The organism is Williamsoniiplasma somnilux (genome assembly GCF_002804005.1).
Classification (GTDB): domain Bacteria; phylum Bacillota_I; class Bacilli_A; order Mycoplasmatales; family Mycoplasmataceae; genus Williamsoniiplasma; species Williamsoniiplasma somnilux.
On record NZ_CP024965.1, the window covers coordinates 729,582 to 750,609 of the forward strand.

Consider the following 21,028-nt stretch of genomic DNA (forward strand, 5'->3'; position numbering starts at 1 on the left):
ATATTTTAATTTTCAATATTTAAATCTAAAATTATTTTCTCACCATTGAGATATTCTAAAGGCTCTGGCAAATTTTTAAATATAAGTTTATATGCTGACAAAAAAATCATTTTTTCATTGTTAATTTTTTTACCCCCATAACGGAAATCATTAATAATTGGAAAACCATAATAAGCAAGAGTCGCTCTGATTTGATGTTTTCTTCCTGTTAATAACTTAGCTTCAACAATATTAAATTCTTCTTGTTTTAATAAAATTTTAAATTCTGTTTCGCAGTATTTAAAATTTTTATGCTCACTTTTGTCTTCTTCAGTAAAAATGGAAATTTGTTTTTCCTGATCATATTTAATTCAACCTTTAGTTTTAAAATCATTGTTAAATTTTTTAGAAACTTTAGCAATGTAATATTTTTCAATTGCGTTTTTGTTTTGAATAGCAGCCAGCATTACATCTAAGCTAACTTTATTTTTTGCATAAATAACTAGTCCTGAAGTTAATTTATCTAATCGGTGAACATGAGAAACAACAAAAGAATTTTCAACTTCTGGATTATATTCTTCATGATCATATAAATATGATTTAACCATATCATCTAATGAGACATTAACTGGAGAATGCATTTCTATGTCTGGTGCTTTATTAATTATAAAGATATTCTCATCTTCATATGCGACCATCATTCCCTGTCAATCAACATATTTAAATTCATCTCTAACAACCGGTTTGTTGGTGTCATAAACTTCAACTAAATCACCTGTAGTTAATAAAAATTTTTGGTCTTTAATTCTTTTTCCATTAATTTTAATATCACCTTTCCTAAACCATTTGTAAATTACAGAAAGTGGTGTTGTTGAAAAAGACTTTTTCACAAACTTAAATAAACTTTGGTTATTATCATTATTGTTGATTTCAAATTTTGTCATATCGTTCTCCCCTATTGAACTAAAATTAAGATTAATGCTATTAAATTGTAACCGGCATGCACTAGTCAACTATAAGTCACATTACCTCTTGAAATATTAAAAATTGAAGACAAAATCAAACCAGCAATTAGATAGTTACCAATGTTTTGAATATCTCCGGAACTAACATGTATCATTCCAAAAAATAATGCCGATGTGAGCCAACCAACTGTTCGATTTCCTGTTCCAACATATCAAGCATGTCGTGAAGTTAATTCTTCTGCTAATGGAGCAATCAAAACCGTTAAAACAAATAATGTCAAGGTATATGACACTCTTATAGCTAAATTAGGAGATTTTAAAAGACTTTCTAATTGATTTTGATTATTTGATTTTTCAGTTGTAAACAATACATTTCAAAGAAAAATACAAATACCAACAATTGTAATAATTCCAATTATTGTAATTAATAACAAACGCTTTCAATCATTTTTAAAAGTTGAAATAATGCGCTCTTTCAAATCTGTCGTTTTTTGAATAGCTCAAATTATGATAAAAATTTCTCCGATAATTTGAAATCAAAGACCAATAATGTTAGCTACAGCACTATCTTTAACATCAGTTCCGTATATTAAAGATAAAATAAACGAGCCAATCAATGCAGATAACACAGGAACAATTTCAAATAAATAAAAAATTATTAAACCTGATTTTATAAATAGTTTAGAATCTCTTTGCAAAAAAATGATTAAACCAGCAATCGCAGAAACAAGTGTTACTAACATATGCCCCATTGTTAAATAACTATCTGTTTGCGAACCCGGGTCTGTATAACCCATTCCTGCGGCAAACCTAAAAATTAATAATGATGTAAAAGGAATTATTAAAGCAGTTAATAAAAAAATGATTCCATCAGTTTTAGGATTATAAACTTTAAATAAAAACTCAAAATTTTTGTTTTGTTCATTTTCTTTAATTTGTAATTTAGAAATTAGAAACTTTGTTTTTGCAATAATGTTTGTCATACTACTCCTTTCTCTTAATATAAAAAAAGTCTAAAACTTTTTATAAAGCTACCGACCCATCAACAACAGCAACATTTGTGTTTTCCTGCACATAAATAAATTTTTTGCCCAAAACAACAAATGGTTTTTTAATTTTATGAATTTCTTTTAATAAATCTTCGTTATCAACGTTTTCTTTAAGAATGATAGCATTAACTTTTTTGTTTTTTATTAACTCTAAATTTTCAAATTTCATGTCTTCAATTAAAAGAACTAAATCATTTGATGTTAGTGAACTAGAAACACCTGCTTGTAGGTCACTTAATTCAGAAATTATTAAACTCGCAGCAAAAGAAACTTCATCAGCAAATTTTTTTGATTCTTTAGTATCAATAATATTAAAAGCTTTAAAAAATTTATCAGCAACATACTTAGTTGCTTGCGAAGCACTTTGTTTTTGACTTTTAATTAATTTTTTAATATCTGCTGTTAAAGCTTCATTTTCTAAAACCATCAAAATGTCTTTAGATTCTTGATCACCACTTTGGTATTCATTAGAATTGGCAATATTAGATTTAATTGTGTCAATGGCTTTAATATATTGTGATAATTCTTTGTCTGCATCTATGTCTGTTTCTACTTTTGAAATTATTCTAGGCTTAAAAGTTAAACCTGATCCTACTCCTTCATTTAGACATAGACCTATTATTTTTGAAAACATACGACACCTCTTTTAATTTAATAATATTTTATCATAATGATAAAAAAACAACTTCCAGAGAAGTTGTTAGAATGTATTTGAACTATCCTTGGATTAAAGCAGCGTTAATCATTGCTTCTTTGATTCCTGCCAATGCTGCATCAGCATCAGAACCAGTTGCTTCGATTGTAACTTCTGTTCCGGTTTTAATAGCCATTGCCATTACGTTCATAATTGATTTTAGATTTCCTGTTTTACCATCTGATAATATTTTGATATCTGATGAATATTTAGAAGCTTCCTTTGCTAATACAGAAGCCGGTCTAGCATGTAATCCTACTTTATCAGTAATTACTGCAGTAAATTTTGCCATAATTTTTTCTCCTTAGTTAATACTTAATAATTTTATAACAAACAAACCTGTTTTAATAAAAAATATTAATTTATTTATGTTTTATTTATTTCTATTTTTTCTTTAACACGGGATTAGAAGAAGCTATCAACATAACTCCGAATTTAGGATTATTAAAAGCTATTTGCAATTGTTGATCAACAATTTTAACAACAACACCATCCCCAAAAATCATATGCGAAACCATGTCTCCTTTTTGATAATCTTTAGAGCTATCGTTTTTATTAAAATTTTCAAATCGAGAACTAACAATTGTTTTATTAGAGGTAATAACTCCATCACCGTGTACAAAAATATTTGTTTCCAAACTATAAAGATTTTTGTTTAATTCACCGATAAACTTAGAAGGTCCAAGTTCGCCTTGAGAAATATAAGAAAACTCACCTTTAACATAAGAAATGTAAAGTTTTTCTTTTGCTCTGGTTAAAGCTACATATAAAGCTCTTCGCTCTTCTTCTAATTGAGCAATTGTAAACATTGATAATTTACTTGGAAAAACATCTCTATTTAAACCAGCTATAAAAACGACTTTACTTTCTAAACCTTTTGCTGCATGAATTGTTAAAAGAGTTACTTTATTTGGTTGTAAATCATCTTCTTCTTCAGAAAGTAAAGCTTCCTCTTGTAAAAAAGCTAACAATTTATTTTCTTCCCCAAATGTTTCTGAATTAAAATCTAAATCAAATTTGTTTAATTGATCATAAAATGCATAAATGTTTTTTATGTCATCCTTATCATCATCTAACAATAAAACTTTATTTTCGTAACCTGATTCTACCAAAACAAATTTCAATAGCTCTTCTAATGAACTATTAAGTTTATAAAGTTTGAGTGCTTCAATCAAAACTGTACGCAGTTTATCCAAATTTTTAGTTATAGAATTTATTAGAGATTGATCTTCATTTATTATTAAATCTAAAATATTTAAATGATGTTCATTTGCTAATGAAATAATTTTTTCAATTGTTACTTCACCAACTTTAGGAGTTAAATGTAAAATTCTTTCCATAGATAAATTATCTTTAACTGCAATAACTTTTAAGAAAGCCATCGCATCTTTAATAACTTTACGTTCTCTAAATTTAATTCCTCCAATTAATTGGAAAGGTATTTTTAAATTTGCAAAAACTTTTTCAAATTCTTGTGATCAAGCATTCATTCGATAAAGAACAAAAATATCATTGTAATTATATTTTTTACTTTTAATTAATTCTTGAATTTCAGCTCCAACGCTTTTTGCTTCCATATATCTTGTTGCAACTTCTTTGACTTCAACAATTTCTCCATTAGTATTGTCAGTATAAATATTTTTTTCTTCGCGATTTTTGTTATGTGAAATAAAACTATTAGCAAGATCTAAAATTTGTTGGGTCGAACGGTAATTTCTATCCAAAACGACAGTCAAAGCATTTTTATAAGATTTCTCAAAATTTAAAATAATATTTACTTGAGCACCTCTTCAGGAATAAATTGTTTGATCAGGATCTCCAACAACAGTTAAATTATTTTTATTTTTTGTCAAAAATTTAATTAAATCAAATTGTAATTCGTTAGTATCTTGAAATTCATCGACCATAACATATTCAAACCTTGATCTTCATTTTTCTAAAACTTCAGGGTTATTATTAAACATTTGATAAACTTTGACTTGTAAATCATCAAAATCTACTTGATTGTTAGTTAAAAGTGTTTCTTGATAAACTCTATAAACTTTTACTGCATTTCTTTCATTTGGGTCAAACACTTCATCTCGAGCTTCTTGCGGAGAAATTAAATGGTTTTTTCAATAACTAATTCTAGAAATAATAAAACGTTGAAGTTTACGATTATCTTGATCTTGGTTTAAATTTAATTCTTTAATAATTTTTTTGATAATTTGTTGTTGATCGTTAGTATCAATAATTAAGAAATTTTTTTCTAAATTCGCACTTATAAAATCTTCTCTTAAAACACGAGTACAAAAAGAGTGAAATGTTGAAATAAACAATCTATCCTCATTATTGCTCAAAATTTTTTGAACACGATCTTTCATTTCTTTGGCTGCTTTATTTGTAAATGTTACAGCAAGAATTTTTCAAGAAGGGATTTTTAAATCATTAATTAAATAAGCAATTTTTGTTGTAATAACTTTAGTTTTGCCAGAACCTGCTCCGGCAATAATTCTTAAAGGTCGATCATTTGTCATAACTGCTTTTAATTGGTTTTCGTTTAGTCCTTCTAACAAATTATTCATCCTTGTCCTCATCTTTTCTATTTTTTTGCTCAAGAAATTTTTTACGTTCTTGTTCGATTTGAAAATTTTCTAAGTGTTGAGACTCTTCTACATAAATTGAAGAAAGTGGTTCATCACTTTCAGAGATGTATAAATCATTAATCATATCTTGATCAAAATTACCTGGTTGTTCAGCTAAAGAAACATGTTTTTGCTTTCTACTCATTTTAGAATCTTCTCTAACGATTTTAATTTCATCTTCAATAGCTAGCTTATCTACCACATATAATCCTAATTTCATATCTATACCAGCTTGATGATCTGCTTGAACTTTAATCGTTAAAGCGACAATACCCATTCATAATGCATAAATAAGATTAGAAATATTAACAATAATTATTGCAGGAATTAAACCGGGTGATTTAGAAACTTCGTCAGTTTGAAAATTAGACATCAAAATTACAGAAACAATTTGAGCTATAACGACAATCAATCAAGGAACAACATTAAAATAAGCTTCACGCAAAAATAAAGCCAATAAAGTTACTTTTTTATTTTCACCCTTTTTCATTAAACGGATATTAAAAAGTAATTTCCCTAATGTTTGCCCCTTTAGAAATCAAGGCATAACTACAAAATAAATTATTACTCAACAAAATGTTGCAATAATAATTCCAATCAACATTCCCCAATTACCAATAAACTCATCTCTTTGCATTAAAACAATATTAATAACAATTCCAGGAATTGCGGATAATAACAAGTCAAAAAGTCTAGCAAACATTACTTTATAAATGCTCGCTAGACGATAATGTTTTTCAGGGTTATCAATAATTTGATTGTTTTTAGAAAGCCTAGGCAAAGTTGTCAGAGAACTATTTGAATTATTAACTTTTACTTTGCTCATTAAACTTTACCTTCTTTCTATTTATTATGTTTAAGTTCATTAGCAATAAAAGATTCAAATTCATTAATATATTTAACAAACTTATAATCTGAAGATTTTAAAAAGCTCTTATTGCTTTTAGCGAATTGTTCCAATTTATTTTCCATTTTAGAATTAACGTATTTTAAAGCTTTTTTATATAATTGCTTGTTTTCAAATTTAGAAACAAGTGATAAAAAGTCGTAAGTTAATTCACGAGTATAAGCATAATTTAATTCATCGCGCAATTCCTTATATGTCCCGATTCTTCGATAGTAATTTAGAATGTGCGGTCATTGATTAACCAAATCAAATGCTGAATATTTTAAGATCCCCATTCTGTGTGATGAAATAACTTCAGGAATTTGTAAAAAAGTACGAGCATGCCCTAATGCTTTAAACAAAAATAAACTGTCAAAACGTACAGAACTTCTAAAAGTAATTCTAAAATCTTTTAAATAATTTAATCTAAAAAGTTTACCATAGATATTTTGGTTTATGTAAGCAAAGACTTCTTTTGATTCTCCCAAGTTGTAAATTTTACTATCTTCTAAAAAGCATTCAGTGACACCTTCATGTAATCCGCTTCACATTTGTTTATATTGAATAATATCAATTTTAGTTTGTACAGATTTTAAATTTTTATTAATTGTTTCTACAAAATTAGGTTCTAAAATGTCACCTTCTTTAATGAATGTAATATATTCGCCTTGGGCTAATTGTAAAGCTGTATTTCAATTAGTTGAAGCACCTTGAGATTTATTATTAAAAACTAAAAGCATATTGTCGTTTTGTTCAAATTGGTCACGCAAAAAATCCAAAGATTCTTTCTCAACATATGGATCATCATTAATAACAATCAGTTCATAATCAAGATTAGATTGTCTTTTTAAAGAGTTGATAGTTTTGAAAATTCTTTCTTCTCGTCCTGCCGATAAAATAATAAACGAAATTAACATTTTAATTCTCCTTAGGGGCTTAGTTCTTTTATAATTTTACACCATAAAAGTATATAAAAAAAGAAATACACTAAAGTGCATTTCTTCTTAAAATAATAAATTTTTTGGTGTTCTTGGATATGAAATAACATCACGAATATTAGTAATTCCGGTAATATACATTACTAGTCTTTCAAAACCTAATCCGAAACCAGCCGATTTATAATATCCATACTGTCTTAAATTTAAGTATCATTCAAGTTTGTCAACAGGAATTTTTATTTCTTCACAACGTTTCACTAATTTGTCATAATCAGATTCACGTTCACTTCCACCAATAAGTTCCCCGATTCCTGGCACTAATAAATCTACGGCTGCTACTGTTTTGTTGTCATCATTTTGTTTCATATAAAAAGCTTTAATATCTTTTGGGTAATTAGTTACAAATGTTGGACACTTGTTAACGACCTCGCAAATATATCTTTCATGTTCAGTTCCTAAGTCTAAACCAAAATGAATATTTTTTTGTTCAAAAGCAACACCTTGTTCAACAGCTTTTTTCAAAATTTCAATCGCTTCACTATAAGTAAGTGTTTTGAAATTAGAACTTGTTATTCCTTGAATTTTTTCAATTAAACCCTTTTCCAAATTATTATCTAAAAATTGTAATTCATCAAAACATTTTTCAAGTACATAACCAACAATTGATTTCAACATTTTTTCAATCAGTAGAATGTTGTCTGTTAAAGAATTAAAAGCAACTTCTGGTTCAATCATTCAAAATTCTGCAGCATGCTTAGAAGTGTAAGATTCTTCTGCTCTAAAAGTAGGTCCAAAAGTATAAACTTTTTTAAATGCTTGCGCTAAAGCTTCGGCATGTAATTGACCAGAAACTGTTAAATTAGCTTTTTTACCAAAAAAATCTTCTTCATAGTTAGTATCTTCTAAAGTCGTTACAACAAATTCTTCTCCTGCACCTTCTGCATCATTACTAGTAATTATTGGGGTATTAACATACACAAATCCTTGCTCATTAAAGAATTTGTGAATTGCAAAAGCTAAAGTAGATCTAATTTTAAAAACAGCACTTAAAGTTTTTGTTCTTGCTCGTAAGTGAGCAATTTCACGTAAAAATTCGGGACTGTGTTCCTTTTTTTGTAATGGATATTCTTCAATTGCTTGGTCTAAAAGTATTATTTTACTTGCAACGATTTCAAAAGGTTGAGGTTTACCAGGAGTATTAATTATTTTACCCACAACTTCTACAATCGATGATACTCTTGCTTCTTGAGCATCATTAAAACCAATAATATCAGATTTATAAACAACTTGAACATCTTTAAAAGTGGTTCCATCATTTAAAACCATGAACGAAACAACCTTACCTTGCCTATTGGATCTTACCCTTGCTATAAAAGTTACTTCTGCGCCTTCCATGTTTTGATAAGATTTAAAAATATTTGTTAAATCTTTCATAATTATTTACCTCCTAAAATATGTTCATTAATAAATTTACTTACACCACCGTTTTTGTTTGTATCAGTAATATAAGTTGCGGCTTCTTTAATTTTTGGTACAGCATTACCTACAGCAACTGAATGTGGCATATCTTTAATCATTTCCATGTCATTTAAATTATCACCAAATGTAATCACATCATTAAGATCTATTTTTAATAATTTAGCTAAATTTCTAACAGCAACACCTTTGTTGGTTTTAATATTTGTAAACTCATAAATTGGCATTGATTCAATGTTGTTAGACATTGACAATAGTTCTTGATCTAAACCTTCTTCTTTAAATCATTGTTCAAAAGAATTAACTTCTTGGTCTGGGACAAAGATCATAATTTGAAAAACACTATCATAATCAAAATTTTCAATTTGGGAAATATCATTTAAAATGAATTTATCAGTTCAATTTCTAGCATTTAAAGATTCGCATGTTAACGGAACTCCGTTTCAATACATATGTCTGTTTTCTTTGTAATAAGCAAAAAAAGTTATGTTCATTTCTGTACACTTATTATAAACCTTTTGCACTAAATTATTTTCAATTTTAATTACACAAATAGGTTCATATTTACTAACTTTTGAAATGTAGGCTCCATTATTACAAATAATATAATCAACTCCGTTTTGAATTTCAAAAATATGAGCTTTAGTAACTGCATTTGATCAATTTTGCCCTGTCGCAATTGTTAAAGCAATGCCTTTTTTTTCTAACTTTAAAAGTGTGTCTAAATCGTTATGATTCGCTATTTTTCCATGTTCTAAAACTGTTCCATCTAAATCTGTGACAACTAATCTAATATTTTTAAGCATTTATGGTTTTCCTCTTTCAACTTCTTATTTGCTTTCGCTGCTATTAAAATGTAAAGTATAAATTTCTTTTTTTTCTTCAGGATTTTTCTTCATGAATTCTTCACTAATACCAAAAAACTCTAAAGCTTTTTTTGTAGCTATATCATTTTTAATAATTTTATTTTCAAATTTTAATCAATGATAAATTTGTTTATTGTGATGACTTTTTAATGCTAATGTGTGTGCCGATCAATCATAAACCAAAATTTCATCGTCATGATTTTTTTGGGATCTCAAAACAAAAATCCGATATGTATCAGCAAACGGAACAACTTTATCATTTGCTCCTGCGCTAAAAAAGGTTGGAACTTTAGCTGGGACATTTTCTTTTTCGTAATATTTAAAAATATCAATATCTCTTCAGTCACAATTTGTTACTTCTGATTGAGACTTAATGATAGCATTAACAACTTTAATTGTACTTTTCTTTCATAAAGAATGCTTAAATCTTGTGTTTCTTACGTGAGCCAAAAGTGTAGATATTGAACCATATGTAACATCAGAGATTGCAAATTTAACTTTATAATCAGCTAGCTTATCATGGTGTTTAGCTAAAACATAATTAGTAGTAAATGCGCCCATGCTAACACCCATTAAACCTAAAGTTTTATACTTTTTATTATTTTTTAATCAATTCATTGCACCTAATAAATCATAAGATTCTTTAAGTCCCATTGTGACATCACTTTTTTCGCTTGCACCATGATTTCGAAAATCATAAACTAAAATATTATAGCCAAGAACAATGAAAGGTTTAGCTCAATAAAGTGCTCAATATTTATTGCCTGCAAATCAATGTGAAGAAATAATTCACTTATCTGATTTAGGATCTGTGATGTATTCCATAGCGTCAATTACAACACCATCTTCTGTTTCAAATTTGAATGGAACTAAATTATCAAAAGCAATTATTTGTAAATCTTTATGACGATAAAAATTTGACATAATCTTATTCATTTTTCTTAGTTCAGGATACATGTAAATATGTGATTTGTTATTCCCCAAAGAAAAAGGTGTTTCCATATACTTGTAAAAGTGTTGAAAAAAGATATTAATTTTTTTAAAAATATTTCTTTTTTTCTTCATAGAAATTAGCCTTTCTTTTCTTTTATCATATTATATTTTTTAAACTTCACTTATTATTCACTTATTAAAAACACCAATTTATATTGGTGTTTTTAATATTTATTTGTTAGCGTGTAAAAAATGATAAATTAATAAATCATTGAAATAGTGAAATGGTAATGTTTTAGAAATTAATGTATTGATATCAGTGTTAGGACTATCAATAATTAATGTGTGAACAGAATCTGTCATTCTTGAAACCATTGTAGTTGGCATTCTTCCAGAAACAAAAATAATTTTTCCTCCGTGATACTTAATTTTTTCGATAATTCTTTCTAAGTGTTTTGAAGTTCCATATTTAGTTAGAAAAATAAATAAATCATTTTTCTGAATGCGATCAACTCTTTGATTAATCGTGTCTCAATCAGAATCTAAAAGAACAACTGATAGGTTTTGTTCAAAAAAGAAATTTTCTAACTCCATTGCTGGACCTCTTAAAACGTTTTCTCAATAAGTCACAAAAATTCTTGGAGCATTTTTAATTAATTTTAAGGATTCAAATAGTGAACGTTTTTCAATTAATGAATAGTTTTGTTTAATTATTGAAATATATTTATTAACAACATTTTCATCATCTTTGGCTACTTCAATTTCTGCTGAATCAGCGTCATTTGCAAGAGAAATTGAAAAATCTCTATAACCCTTGATATTAAGTTTATTTAACAAACCATAAATGGCACTATAACCAGTGCCTACTTCTTGAGCTAATTTTTCGATTTTCATATTATTTGCAACAATTGTTTGTAAATTAGACTTAACATAACTAACAATTTGCAGTTCTCTGCTTGTTAAAGTTTTTTCATCTATAGTTGCCAATTTAGCTAAAAATGATCTCATAAATTCACCCTATTCTTACATATAAGAATAGCACAAAGCATAAGAGTTTGGAAAAAATCACCAATAAAATTTTAAAAAATTTCCATTTTCTTAATGATTTTGATTAATTAATTTTTCTCTAGCTAACTTCGCTATCATAGCTGCATTATCCGTGCAATATTCTAAATCTGGAATAATTGTATTCAAATTATAAGTGTTTCCAATTTCCATTATTAATTTACGAATTGAGCTATTAGCACTAACACCACCCGCAACTGTTAAAGTTAGCGGTTTAAATTTTTGAACAGCCTTTTCTAATTTAATTTTTAAAATACTTGTTGCTGCAAATTGAAATGTAGCACAAAAATCTTTAAGTTCTAATTTTTCATGTTTTTGTTCTGCGTTATGAATTAGATTAATTGCAGCAGTTTTTAAACCAGAGTAAGAAAAGTCAAATGAATTATCATTTTTTGCAATCGGCAATAAATATTTGCTACTGTTTCCTGTTTGAGCTAATTTGTCAATTAATGGTCCCCCTGGATATCCCATTCCCAAAACTCTTGCTACTTTGTCATAACACTCTCCGATCGCATCATCTTGTGTTGTGCCAATAATTTCAAATTCATTAGGACTATGAACTAATTCAATTTGTGTGTGTCCTCCACTAACAACCAACGCTAAAACCGGATAAACAAACTTGTGATTAATTGAAGCTCCAAATATATGTCCTTCAATGTGATGCAAAGGCAATAAAGGTTTATCAATATATAGAGCGATGGCTTCAGCTACCGTTTTACCAACTATTAATGAACCGATTAAACCCGGTTTTTCTGTATAAGCCACATAATCAATAGATTCGATTGTTGTCTCAGTTTCTTTTAAAGCACTTTGTAAAACAATATGCATGTTTTGTAAATGCAATCGAGCAGCCAATTCAGGGACTACACCGCCATAAACTTGATGATCTTTAATTTGTGAAGAGATTATATTACATAAAATTTTATCTTCTTCAATTATAGAAATTGAAAATTCATCACAACTTGATTCAATCGCTAATATCTTCATAGTTACTCCTCTTAAATTTTTAAAATAAAAAAATGTTTTTTAAAACATTTTTTTATTTATTAAAGTTCATTCTTGCCAAAAGCATAAGGAAGAAATTCTTTAACTTGATGTTCACTAGCAAAACCTTTTTTGCTAAAAATTCAAACTTTTTGATTTTCATTTAATAACTCACTCATCACTTGGCGACAAACCCCACAAGGTGAACCAAATTGAGTAGCATCTGTATACAAAGCTACAACCTCAATATCATCACAATTATAACCTTGAGTTATTAATTGAGATAAGGCAGTTCTTTCAGCACAAATAGTTGGGCTATAAGCTGCATTTTCAACATTTACGCCTTTGATTTTTTGATGATTTTTTAAAAATAAAATACAACTTACTCGAAAATGTGAATAAGGCGAGTAAGACTGTTTAGCTAAGTTTAATAATTCATCGAATATTTCTTTTTTATCCATACACATAGATTATAAGATTATTTACTTAACTATTTTGCTTAAAAATAACTTTATTAATATTTTTTCCCATGTTATTAAATCTTGTTTCATACTCAGTTGGAATATTACCTTCTAACATTTCGGGGTTATCGTATAAATCAGTTGTTTTTTGCATAATTATTCATTCAGGTCTTAATTCTAGTTGTTCTAATGTTGAAATAAACAAACCATCATTATCGGTTTTCATATGAATTTCACCACCGGGTTTTAAAATAACTTTGTAAAGATCTAAAAAAGTTACATTAGTTAATCTTTTTTTAGCGTGTTTAGATTTTGGTCAAGGATCAGAAAAATTTAAATATATTTGATCAATAGATTTTGGTTCAAACATATCTGTTAATTTTTCTGCAAACTTATTAAGAAATTTTAAATTTGTCATTGTTAAATTTGCTTCTTGAAAAATATTGATTGCTTTCTTTAATGCAACACCCACAACAGTTCTCTCTTTTTCCATGCCAATAAAGTTAATATTAGAATTATTGATTGCTAAAGTCGAGATAAAATTACCTTTACCACAACCAATTTCTAAATGTATTGGTTTGTTATTATTAAAAAATGCTTGACTACTTATTTTATTTTCTTCAGTTCAATTAATTAATTTATCTTTATTAATTTCTAAAAACTTTTCGGTTCAAGGTTTGTTTCGTAATCGCATAATTTTCTTTCTAGTATAGTGCTAATCCGATTCCGAAAAAGACACCAATGGTTAAAATATCCAGAACTGTTGTAACTAATGGTGAGGCAACTATAGCAGGATCTAATTTAATTTTTTTTGCAGCAATCGGCAATAAACATCCAATTAAATTTGCAAAAATAATTGTTAAAATGATAGCAACTGAACTTGAACCAATTGCTGATCAAATCGATGAATGATTTAATCCTTCGAATTGAATTGAATAAACAATTATTAAACGAAGAATATTAATAAGAACTAAGATTAAAGCTATTAATAATGAAACCAAAAATTCTTTTAGCAAAATTTTACCAATATCTTCTCTTTTAATTTCGTGAAGCGCTAGTGATCTCACCATCATCGTCGCTGATTGATTGCCACTAATTCCAATAATCGCAGCCAACACAATCACAAGCGGTGATAACATCATGATTCCATAAAAGGCTTTAGGGTCCATTGTTGATTCATTAATTCCATAAATATTAAAGAAAATAATTATTAAAATTTGACCTATAGTCCCTAATAATAACATTGCTAATAATCAAATCGATCTTGAACGAATCATTTTAAATATTCCTGTTTCAAAATATTCATCTTCAATTTTTTGAATTCCCGCAAATTTAGCAATATCTTCGGTTGTTTCTTTTTCAATTACATCAAGAACATCATCAACAGTAATAATGCCTACCATTTTATTTTTTTTATCAATAACTGGGATTGTATTTAAATCATATCTTTTGATTATCTGACCAACTTTTTCTTGATCGGTGTCAATACTTACAGTAACAACGTTTGGATTCATTATTTTATCAATTTTTGCCTTTGAACTATTAAAAACTAACTCTTTAAATTCTAATCATCCTTTAACAACACCAAAATCATCAACAACATATAAAACATCAACTGTTTCAAAATCTTCATGGACTTTACGAATGTTTTCAATTGCTTCTTCAACTGTTCAAGTTTGTTTTATTTCGATAAAGTTGACAGTCATGATACCACCAGCTGTTTCTTCTTCATATTTTAAAATACTATTTAATTCAGCTCTTTGTTCTGGGGTGGTTGATTTTAAAATCTTTTTAACAATTTCAGCAGGCATTTCATCAATGACATCAATCAAGTCGTCACTGTAAAGCTCATCAACTATTTCTTTAATTTCTCCACTTGAAAATGCTGAAATAATAATTTCTTGAAATTCAGGTTTTAAATATGTAAAAATTTCGGCAGCTTCTTCTGAATCTAACATTCTAAAAATGCGTACTATCATTTTTGGTTCTAATTCACTTAAAATTTCGGCAAAATCAATTGGTTGGTTTTCTTCAACCATTTTTCGTGTTCCTTTTAAATCATTTGTTTCTGCTAAAGTTATTAATTTTATTTTGAGTTCGTTTAAATCGACCATTTTATACCTCTATAATTTAATAAATATATTTTATCAAACTTCTTAATAAAGATTACGAGATTAATATTTATATTAAGCAAGCAATAAAAAAGCATTAGTCCAAACTAATGCTCTGCAACGTTAATTTTTTTAATATTAACAAAGAAATAAATTGCAACTCCAACTGATAGCGAACTTAAAAAGTCGAAGACAACCGAAGCAATTGTTATATCATAAGATAGTTTTTCATTTAAGAATGTTGGCAATAGTCACACAATACTCATGATTCCAAAAATTAATCCGATTAAACCTAAAATAAAACTAATTAAATCGGCAACAATAGTTTTTTGTTCTAACTTTTCAATTCGTGGATCTAAAACATGACCCGCCTTTTTCTCTTTGATGTAGACAGCTCTTCCGATTAAGAATGCAGCTAGAGCTGCAATAACACTAACTACGTCTAAACTTACTGTAGCAATCGAAAACATAAATGAGTCAGACTCTCTAATATGTTTGTCTGGAGATCAGAATGAGTTTAAAGCAAGAACACTTAAAATCCCGCAAATTATTCCTCCTAAACCAAAAATAATACTAATAAAGTCTAAAGACAATATTCAATACTTAATTTTTTTCATAAATATTTATACCTCTTGTATTTAAAAATGTTGTCATTTTTTATAACTCTATTAATATACATATTTTAGAAAGGTATTGCAAACAAAAAATATCCAAGATACAAAAAACCTCGTAAAATACGAGGTTTTAGAAAGTTTAAATAAATGGTGGAGATGGCGAGAATCGAACTCGCGTCCAAGATATATCTTTTCGCAACGTCTACAAGTTTAGTTAATTTTCTAACTCGATAAATAAACTAAATTTAACTAAAGGTTTATCTACCGTTCGTAATAGAGATTCAATAATTATAAATCACGATAATAATTACCTAACAAACTTGGTATAGTCAATCAATTAGTAAAGCTTGTAATACTAACGATAGTTGAATGCAATTAACTTAAGTTAATTAAGCAGCAAAAGCTGCAGCTCCAGCAAATTCTTTATTGAACATAAATGCTGGCATTTCAAAGTTTTCTTCTTTTTTGTCTGCGTTTAATTAGACCTGGCATTAAGGTTTGCAAAACCACTGCAGTTACGAATTGAACGTATCCTGTCGAAACCAGGACACCCCCATATATTTATTATAAATCTTTTTTAACATAAAAAAATCAATCTATTTCTAGATTGATTTTAAATAACTATTTTGCAGAATTAATAGTGTTTGCAATTGTTTGCATATAAGTAATTAATTCTTTTTTAGTCATATCACGTAAGTTTACATTTTTAACTTTAATCTTACGATCTTTAGCCACTTTACGTAATTGATTTGCGTGTTTTTGTAATTCAGAGCGAGCTTCAGTAATTGAATCAGATCCATCTACTTTAGCACGTTGTGCAGATGACATATTTTTGTCTGCTGATTTAACTGGTTTTTTAGCAGCTAATTCTTTTTTATATTTAGCTTCTACGTTTTTTAGAAAATCTGCAGATTCTTTGTGTGCATCTACTGGTTTTGCAGCAGTTTTTTTAGCAACTGGTTTTGTTGTTTCTTTTTTAGCAACTGGTTTTGCAACGGCTTTTTTAACAACTGGTTTTGTTGTTTCTTTTTTAGCAACAATCTTTTTAGCGGTTGGTTTTTTAGTGACTGATTTTTGTTTCATATGATCATTGATTAATTCAACTTGGAATTTTTCTCCACATTTTGGACAATCAACCATCATGTTTTCATCAACTAACATAACTTTTAAACTAGGTGTAGTTGATGCAATTGGTGTATTTGAGTTTGAAACTGCAGAAACACCCATTTTTGCTTGTTTTCTTTGAATTGATAAAATTTCAATCATACGAGGTTTAATTGCTTCTTGTTCTCCACCATAGATAACTTGAACGCTTGTTCCTCTAATTAGTGCTCCTGTAGAACCACCAAGTGACATAATTCCATCTTTATTTACAATCGAAGAATCTTTAACTGTTACACGTAACCTTGATGCACAAGCATCAACATCAACAACATTTGTTTGTCCACCTAAGAAGTGAATAATTTTTGCTGCTTTATCATATCTTGCTGTTTCAACAGCGCTTTTTGAAGATGTGTATGAATTAGATTCCAGAGGTGAACCATCACGGTTTTGACCATGTTGAGCTTTGTAATCGTCTTTTGTAAATAATTTTGCGTCTGCTCCATCTGTTGAGGTATCACGTCCTGGAACCATAACTTTTCCGTATTTTACTGCAAAGTAAAATGCAAAGAAGTATATTGGTCCCATTCCAACTGATACAAATAGAACTCCGAACATTGATAATCATCCATCTGATCCTGAAACTGCTCCTGAGAAGTAAGGAATAACACCAAATACGATGTAATCAATAAATCCTCCAGAAACTGTCATCGAAACGTGAGTATGTAACATTCCCGCTAACAAGAATGAAACAGCAGCTAAAGGCATATGTACACCATAGAATAATCATGGTGCTAAGAATAAGAAAGTATATTCAATTGGTTCTGTGATACCTGTTAAGAAACAAGTGAACGCAGCTGAAATATAAATTCCCATTACTTGTTTACGATTTTGTTTTGGAACTGTTAATCACATTGCTAATGCTGCCATTGGCAATCCTAATAACATAAATCCAAATTTACCAGATTGGAAACGACCTAAGTTTAATCCCAAATCCTGTAAATCAGTAAAGTTAATAACTTTTAAATTAGCTAATGTTTTAGCCATCATTGTTTGATCACCCATTGCTGCTCAAAGGTCTTGAACATCTTTACTTGGATTATTTGATATTGATTGGTATAAATTATTTCATCCTGTTTGATCTAGTGTAACTGAATATGTTGATGCTCATTCAGAATGAGATCCTATTCAATTAGTAAGTCATTGAGTACCCTTAATTCCATTAAACATCGCATTAAGATCAGCTGATCAAACATCATTTGCATTGTTAAATGTTTGAGAAATTGAACCACCGGCATTAGTTCATCACAATGGAGCGTAAAATACATGATGTAACCCAAAAGGAACTAATGAACGTTCTGCAATTTCGAATACAAAAGAATCCAATCCCATTGGTAATTTTCCAGATTCAGTTCCAAATGTTGCTAAACCTTTACCAATTCATGGTCATAAAATCATAAAAATAAATGATAACGGAATAACCGCAAAGAAAGTTATAATTGGAACTAATTTTGTTCCACTGAAAAAAGAAATTGCTTGGGGTAATTGTGTTTTATGGAATTTATTGTAAACCCCAGCAGCAATAGCACCAACAAAGATTCCGGCAAAAACTCCTGTGTTTAGTGAATTAACCCCAATATTTGAAGTTATTAAACCATTTGGAATATCTTTGTGAAACAATAAAGTTCATGTTGGGTTACCATATTGATCGGGTGTTCCTACACCCAATAATGCTGCTTGCATTCCATTCATAACCAAGAAACCAACAACTGCAGTTAATGCTGCAACTCCAGCGTCTTTTGTATATGCCATAGCAACTGACATGGTGAATAGAATAGGAAGGTTACCAAAGCATACATCCCCCATTTTATTTAAAACTGTACCAAAATATCATAAAGCTGTTTGTGAATCAGCAGCATTTGCGATTGCTGCTCCCACACCCAAGAATACTCCGGCGATTGGTAGTAAAGCGATTGGCAATAAAAAAGCTTTACTTAATTTCGATAGTGTTGGCATAATACCTTTGAAAAAATGTTTAACTTTTCCAGGTTTGTGGTCTTTATGCTCTGTAGATGCTAAACTACTTTCACTATCTTTTCTTACGGATAAGTGAGCCATAAGTTCTCCTTTCAAAAATTTACAAATTTTTGTTATAGAAATTCTGTCGCACCTAACCAGTGATCATCATGGCTATTCCAGAAATTATAAAAACAACCGAAAACAAAGCAACGAAAACAAAAAAGTTTTTCTTAGTGAATTCTCAAACTGATTGAGATTCTCTATTCGTTGTTCCGAATTTTGATCTACTCGTTTTATTCTTAAAATAAAAATGTAAAAATGTAAAAATTGCACAAAGAATGATTCCAATAATCATTATAATTAATCCAATATTTTGATTGACATTCAAGCTAGATAAAAACACGACAAAACCCCCCTAACTTTATTATTATAATTTATTTAAAAATATTCATGCGATAAATATAAATAAAAATTAGGCAAATAAAAAAATGTGGTTTAAATAGAGTGAACCCCGAAAAGTAAGTACAAATAAAAAATTTGTATAATACTTTAAAGAAAGGGGTTCTTTTATTATGGTTAGTAAAGGGCAAAAATTTAACAAATACACAGATAGTTTTATTAACGAAGTTTTGGAGTCTAGCAGAAAATACGGAAATAAAATAACAGCAGAAAAATATGGGATAACAAATAACACTATCGGAACATGAAGATATAAATACAAAAATCATCAAATTGCTATCAAAAATAAAAAAGGTAGACAAAAAAATACTGAAAAAAATTATAAAGAGAGGTACGAAATTCTAAAAAAGTTCATGGAATTCTTGGCAAACCAAGAAGGTTTAAAATAATGTTTATTAAAGAAAATCTTAAAAACTATAGTTTAATCTTGATGATAAAGATTTTAGAGTTGAAAAAATCATATTGAGATAAATATAAACACGTTAATTTACAAGAAAAAGATAAATTTGCTTTACAAGAAATTAAAAAAGTTTTTAATGAAAATTTAAAACAGTTTGGTTATCAGGAAATAGATAAAGAACTTAGGCAAAAAGGAATAATAATTAACCACAAAAAGATTCTTAGAATAATGAATACTTACGGTATTCGTGCTCAATATGTTCAAAAAATGATTAAAAAAACTTTAATTCATAAAGTGATGGAAAGTTATATTGATGCTTATCCGGATTTAATTCAAAGAAAATTTAATCAAGTTCAAACTAGATTTTCAGTTTTATACACTGATGTTACTTACCACATATGAGGAACTAAAAGATTTTATCAATCTACAATAATTGATGGGCATACAAAAGAAATTGTGCATGCTGAAATTTCTAAAATTAATGATCTTAAATTGGTTTTAGATAATTTAAACGGAGCTATTAAACAAATTAAAAAGATAAAAAGATCTGAATGGAATTATTATCCATTCAGATCACGGATCTCTGTACACATCAAACGCTTGAAAAAATCGATGTGATGCAGACAATCTTATTATATCAATTGGTGCTGCATATACTTGCGCAGATAATGTAATGATTGAAAGTTTTCATGCACTTTTGAAAAAAGGGACAATTCATAACAATAATTATTTATCTGAAAACGAATACAAATTGAGTGTAATAAAATGAAACAAATGATATAACAATAAAAAATTACGAGACTTAAATCTCGTAATGTAAGATAAAAGTAAATTTTTTATTAATACTTACTTTTTGGGGTTCACTCTAAAAAAACTACATTTTTTTATTTATTAAATCCGCGTTCTTTAGCTTTTGAATTTTTCAATCAAAAATCAAATCTATCATTAATTTCACTTGAATCAATATTTGCTTCTAGTAATGACCAGCGCAGATCATCAAAATTTTTATTTTGATGTTCAAGGTATTCAATAATTTCTGCATAGACAGAATCTCTTTTGTTATCAATTAAGTTTTGGGAATCATTGACAATATCTTCAATTACATTAAAGCTCTTAACTAAATAAACTGGAATAAAAAAATCATTTTCGTTGATTTCTGGTCCAACATACAAAGAATAAATCCCATTAAATTTTTTCTTAGGCAAGGATTTGATTTGATCAAATAAAATAAAATCTTGTTTTTGGATTTCTACAACTGTTTGGTTGTTGTTTTTTATCTTTTCTTGACGAATTTTTTTGTAATCTTTTTTACGTAAATCAAAACCATTCATAAATCCTCATACACCTAAACCTAGACCGATTAATAGCCCTAAAATTATTATGGTGGTTAATCATCAACTCATA

Annotated in this window: 21 protein-coding genes and 1 other RNA gene; 2 read left to right on the forward strand and 20 right to left on the reverse strand. The window is 28.2% G+C overall.

What is annotated here, in order from left to right:
• Positions 1–5: 5 nt before the first annotated feature.
• From ESOMN_RS03250 to ESOMN_RS03340, 19 genes are all read right to left on the reverse strand, one after another.
• The gene (locus ESOMN_RS03250; RefSeq protein WP_024863516.1) at positions 6–923 is read right to left on the reverse strand and encodes an RluA family pseudouridine synthase; all 918 of its coding nucleotides are present in this window, start codon (positions 921–923) and stop codon (positions 6–8) included.
• 11 nt (positions 924–934) lie between these two features.
• Complete coding sequence (locus ESOMN_RS03255; RefSeq protein ID WP_024863517.1) at positions 935–1,927, reverse strand: CPBP family intramembrane glutamic endopeptidase; 993 nt, start codon at positions 1,925–1,927, stop codon at positions 935–937.
• A 40-nt stretch (positions 1,928–1,967) separates the two neighbouring features.
• A complete protein-coding gene (locus tag ESOMN_RS03260) occupies positions 1,968–2,627 on the reverse strand; it encodes a phosphoenolpyruvate-utilizing N-terminal domain-containing protein (RefSeq protein ID WP_024863518.1) in 660 nt (219 codons plus the stop codon).
• A gap of 82 nt (positions 2,628–2,709) precedes the next feature.
• Complete coding sequence (locus tag ESOMN_RS03265) at positions 2,710–2,979, reverse strand: HPr family phosphocarrier protein (RefSeq protein ID WP_024863519.1); 270 nt, start codon at positions 2,977–2,979, stop codon at positions 2,710–2,712.
• Between the two features lie 91 nt (positions 2,980–3,070).
• The gene (locus tag ESOMN_RS03270; protein WP_024863520.1) at positions 3,071–5,251 is read right to left on the reverse strand and encodes an ATP-dependent helicase; all 2,181 of its coding nucleotides are present in this window, start codon (positions 5,249–5,251) and stop codon (positions 3,071–3,073) included.
• Positions 5,244–6,137: an RDD family protein gene (locus tag ESOMN_RS03275; RefSeq protein ID WP_024863521.1), complete on the reverse strand. Its 894-nt coding sequence runs from the start codon at positions 6,135–6,137 to the stop codon at positions 5,244–5,246. Before ESOMN_RS03275 ends, ESOMN_RS03270 begins: the two co-directional genes overlap by 8 nt.
• A gap of 17 nt (positions 6,138–6,154) precedes the next feature.
• A complete protein-coding gene (locus tag ESOMN_RS03280; RefSeq protein ID WP_024863522.1) occupies positions 6,155–7,114 on the reverse strand; it encodes a glycosyltransferase family A protein in 960 nt (319 codons plus the stop codon).
• Positions 7,115–7,201: 87 nt separating this feature from the next.
• On the reverse strand, positions 7,202–8,569 hold the full coding sequence (gene asnS / locus ESOMN_RS03285; RefSeq protein ID WP_024863523.1) for an asparagine--tRNA ligase: 1,368 nt from the start codon (positions 8,567–8,569) through the stop codon (positions 7,202–7,204).
• 2 nt (positions 8,570–8,571) lie between these two features.
• A complete protein-coding gene (locus tag ESOMN_RS03290; RefSeq protein ID WP_024863524.1) occupies positions 8,572–9,417 on the reverse strand; it encodes a Cof-type HAD-IIB family hydrolase in 846 nt (281 codons plus the stop codon).
• Between the two features lie 24 nt (positions 9,418–9,441).
• Positions 9,442–10,542, reverse strand: coding sequence for an alpha/beta hydrolase family protein (locus tag ESOMN_RS03295; RefSeq protein ID WP_024863525.1), 1,101 nt, complete (start codon positions 10,540–10,542; stop codon positions 9,442–9,444).
• Positions 10,543–10,641: 99 nt separating this feature from the next.
• Positions 10,642–11,418: a MurR/RpiR family transcriptional regulator gene (locus ESOMN_RS03300; protein ID WP_024863526.1), complete on the reverse strand. Its 777-nt coding sequence runs from the start codon at positions 11,416–11,418 to the stop codon at positions 10,642–10,644.
• Positions 11,419–11,508: 90 nt separating this feature from the next.
• Positions 11,509–12,462, reverse strand: coding sequence for a tRNA (adenosine(37)-N6)-threonylcarbamoyltransferase complex transferase subunit TsaD (tsaD, locus tag ESOMN_RS03305; protein ID WP_024863527.1), 954 nt, complete (start codon positions 12,460–12,462; stop codon positions 11,509–11,511).
• A gap of 59 nt (positions 12,463–12,521) precedes the next feature.
• A complete protein-coding gene (gene cdd, locus ESOMN_RS03310) occupies positions 12,522–12,920 on the reverse strand; it encodes a cytidine deaminase (RefSeq protein WP_198511459.1) in 399 nt (132 codons plus the stop codon).
• A gap of 25 nt (positions 12,921–12,945) precedes the next feature.
• A complete protein-coding gene (trmB, locus tag ESOMN_RS03315) occupies positions 12,946–13,614 on the reverse strand; it encodes a tRNA (guanosine(46)-N7)-methyltransferase TrmB (protein ID WP_024863529.1) in 669 nt (222 codons plus the stop codon).
• Between the two features lie 10 nt (positions 13,615–13,624).
• The gene (gene mgtE / locus ESOMN_RS03320) at positions 13,625–15,034 is read right to left on the reverse strand and encodes a magnesium transporter (RefSeq protein ID WP_024863530.1); all 1,410 of its coding nucleotides are present in this window, start codon (positions 15,032–15,034) and stop codon (positions 13,625–13,627) included.
• Positions 15,035–15,138: 104 nt separating this feature from the next.
• Positions 15,139–15,648 carry a hypothetical protein gene (locus tag ESOMN_RS03325; protein ID WP_024863531.1) on the reverse strand — a complete coding sequence of 170 codons (510 nt, stop codon included), beginning with the start codon at positions 15,646–15,648 and terminating at the stop codon, positions 15,139–15,141.
• A gap of 145 nt (positions 15,649–15,793) precedes the next feature.
• Positions 15,794–16,200, reverse strand: a transfer-messenger RNA (tmRNA) gene (gene ssrA / locus ESOMN_RS03330).
• Positions 16,201–16,266: 66 nt separating this feature from the next.
• A complete protein-coding gene (locus tag ESOMN_RS03335; RefSeq protein ID WP_198511460.1) occupies positions 16,267–18,864 on the reverse strand; it encodes a PTS transporter subunit EIIC in 2,598 nt (865 codons plus the stop codon).
• Between the two features lie 52 nt (positions 18,865–18,916).
• Positions 18,917–19,168, reverse strand: coding sequence for a hypothetical protein (locus tag ESOMN_RS03340; protein ID WP_024863533.1), 252 nt, complete (start codon positions 19,166–19,168; stop codon positions 18,917–18,919).
• Positions 19,169–19,337: 169 nt separating this feature from the next.
• Between ESOMN_RS03340 and ESOMN_RS03345 the strand changes: the two genes are divergently transcribed.
• Both ESOMN_RS03345 and ESOMN_RS03350 read left to right on the forward strand, forming a co-directional pair.
• The gene (locus tag ESOMN_RS03345; RefSeq protein ID WP_024863534.1) at positions 19,338–19,613 is read left to right on the forward strand and encodes a hypothetical protein; all 276 of its coding nucleotides are present in this window, start codon (positions 19,338–19,340) and stop codon (positions 19,611–19,613) included.
• A complete protein-coding gene (locus ESOMN_RS03350; RefSeq protein WP_024863535.1) occupies positions 19,613–20,293 on the forward strand; it encodes an IS3 family transposase in 681 nt (226 codons plus the stop codon). Before ESOMN_RS03345 ends, ESOMN_RS03350 begins: the two co-directional genes overlap by 1 nt.
• Positions 20,294–20,508: 215 nt before the next feature.
• On the opposite strand, the gene ESOMN_RS03355 is transcribed toward ESOMN_RS03350, so the two are convergent.
• Complete coding sequence (locus ESOMN_RS03355) at positions 20,509–21,027, reverse strand: hypothetical protein (RefSeq protein ID WP_156920191.1); 519 nt, start codon at positions 21,025–21,027, stop codon at positions 20,509–20,511.
• Position 21,028: the final 1 nt, after the last annotated feature.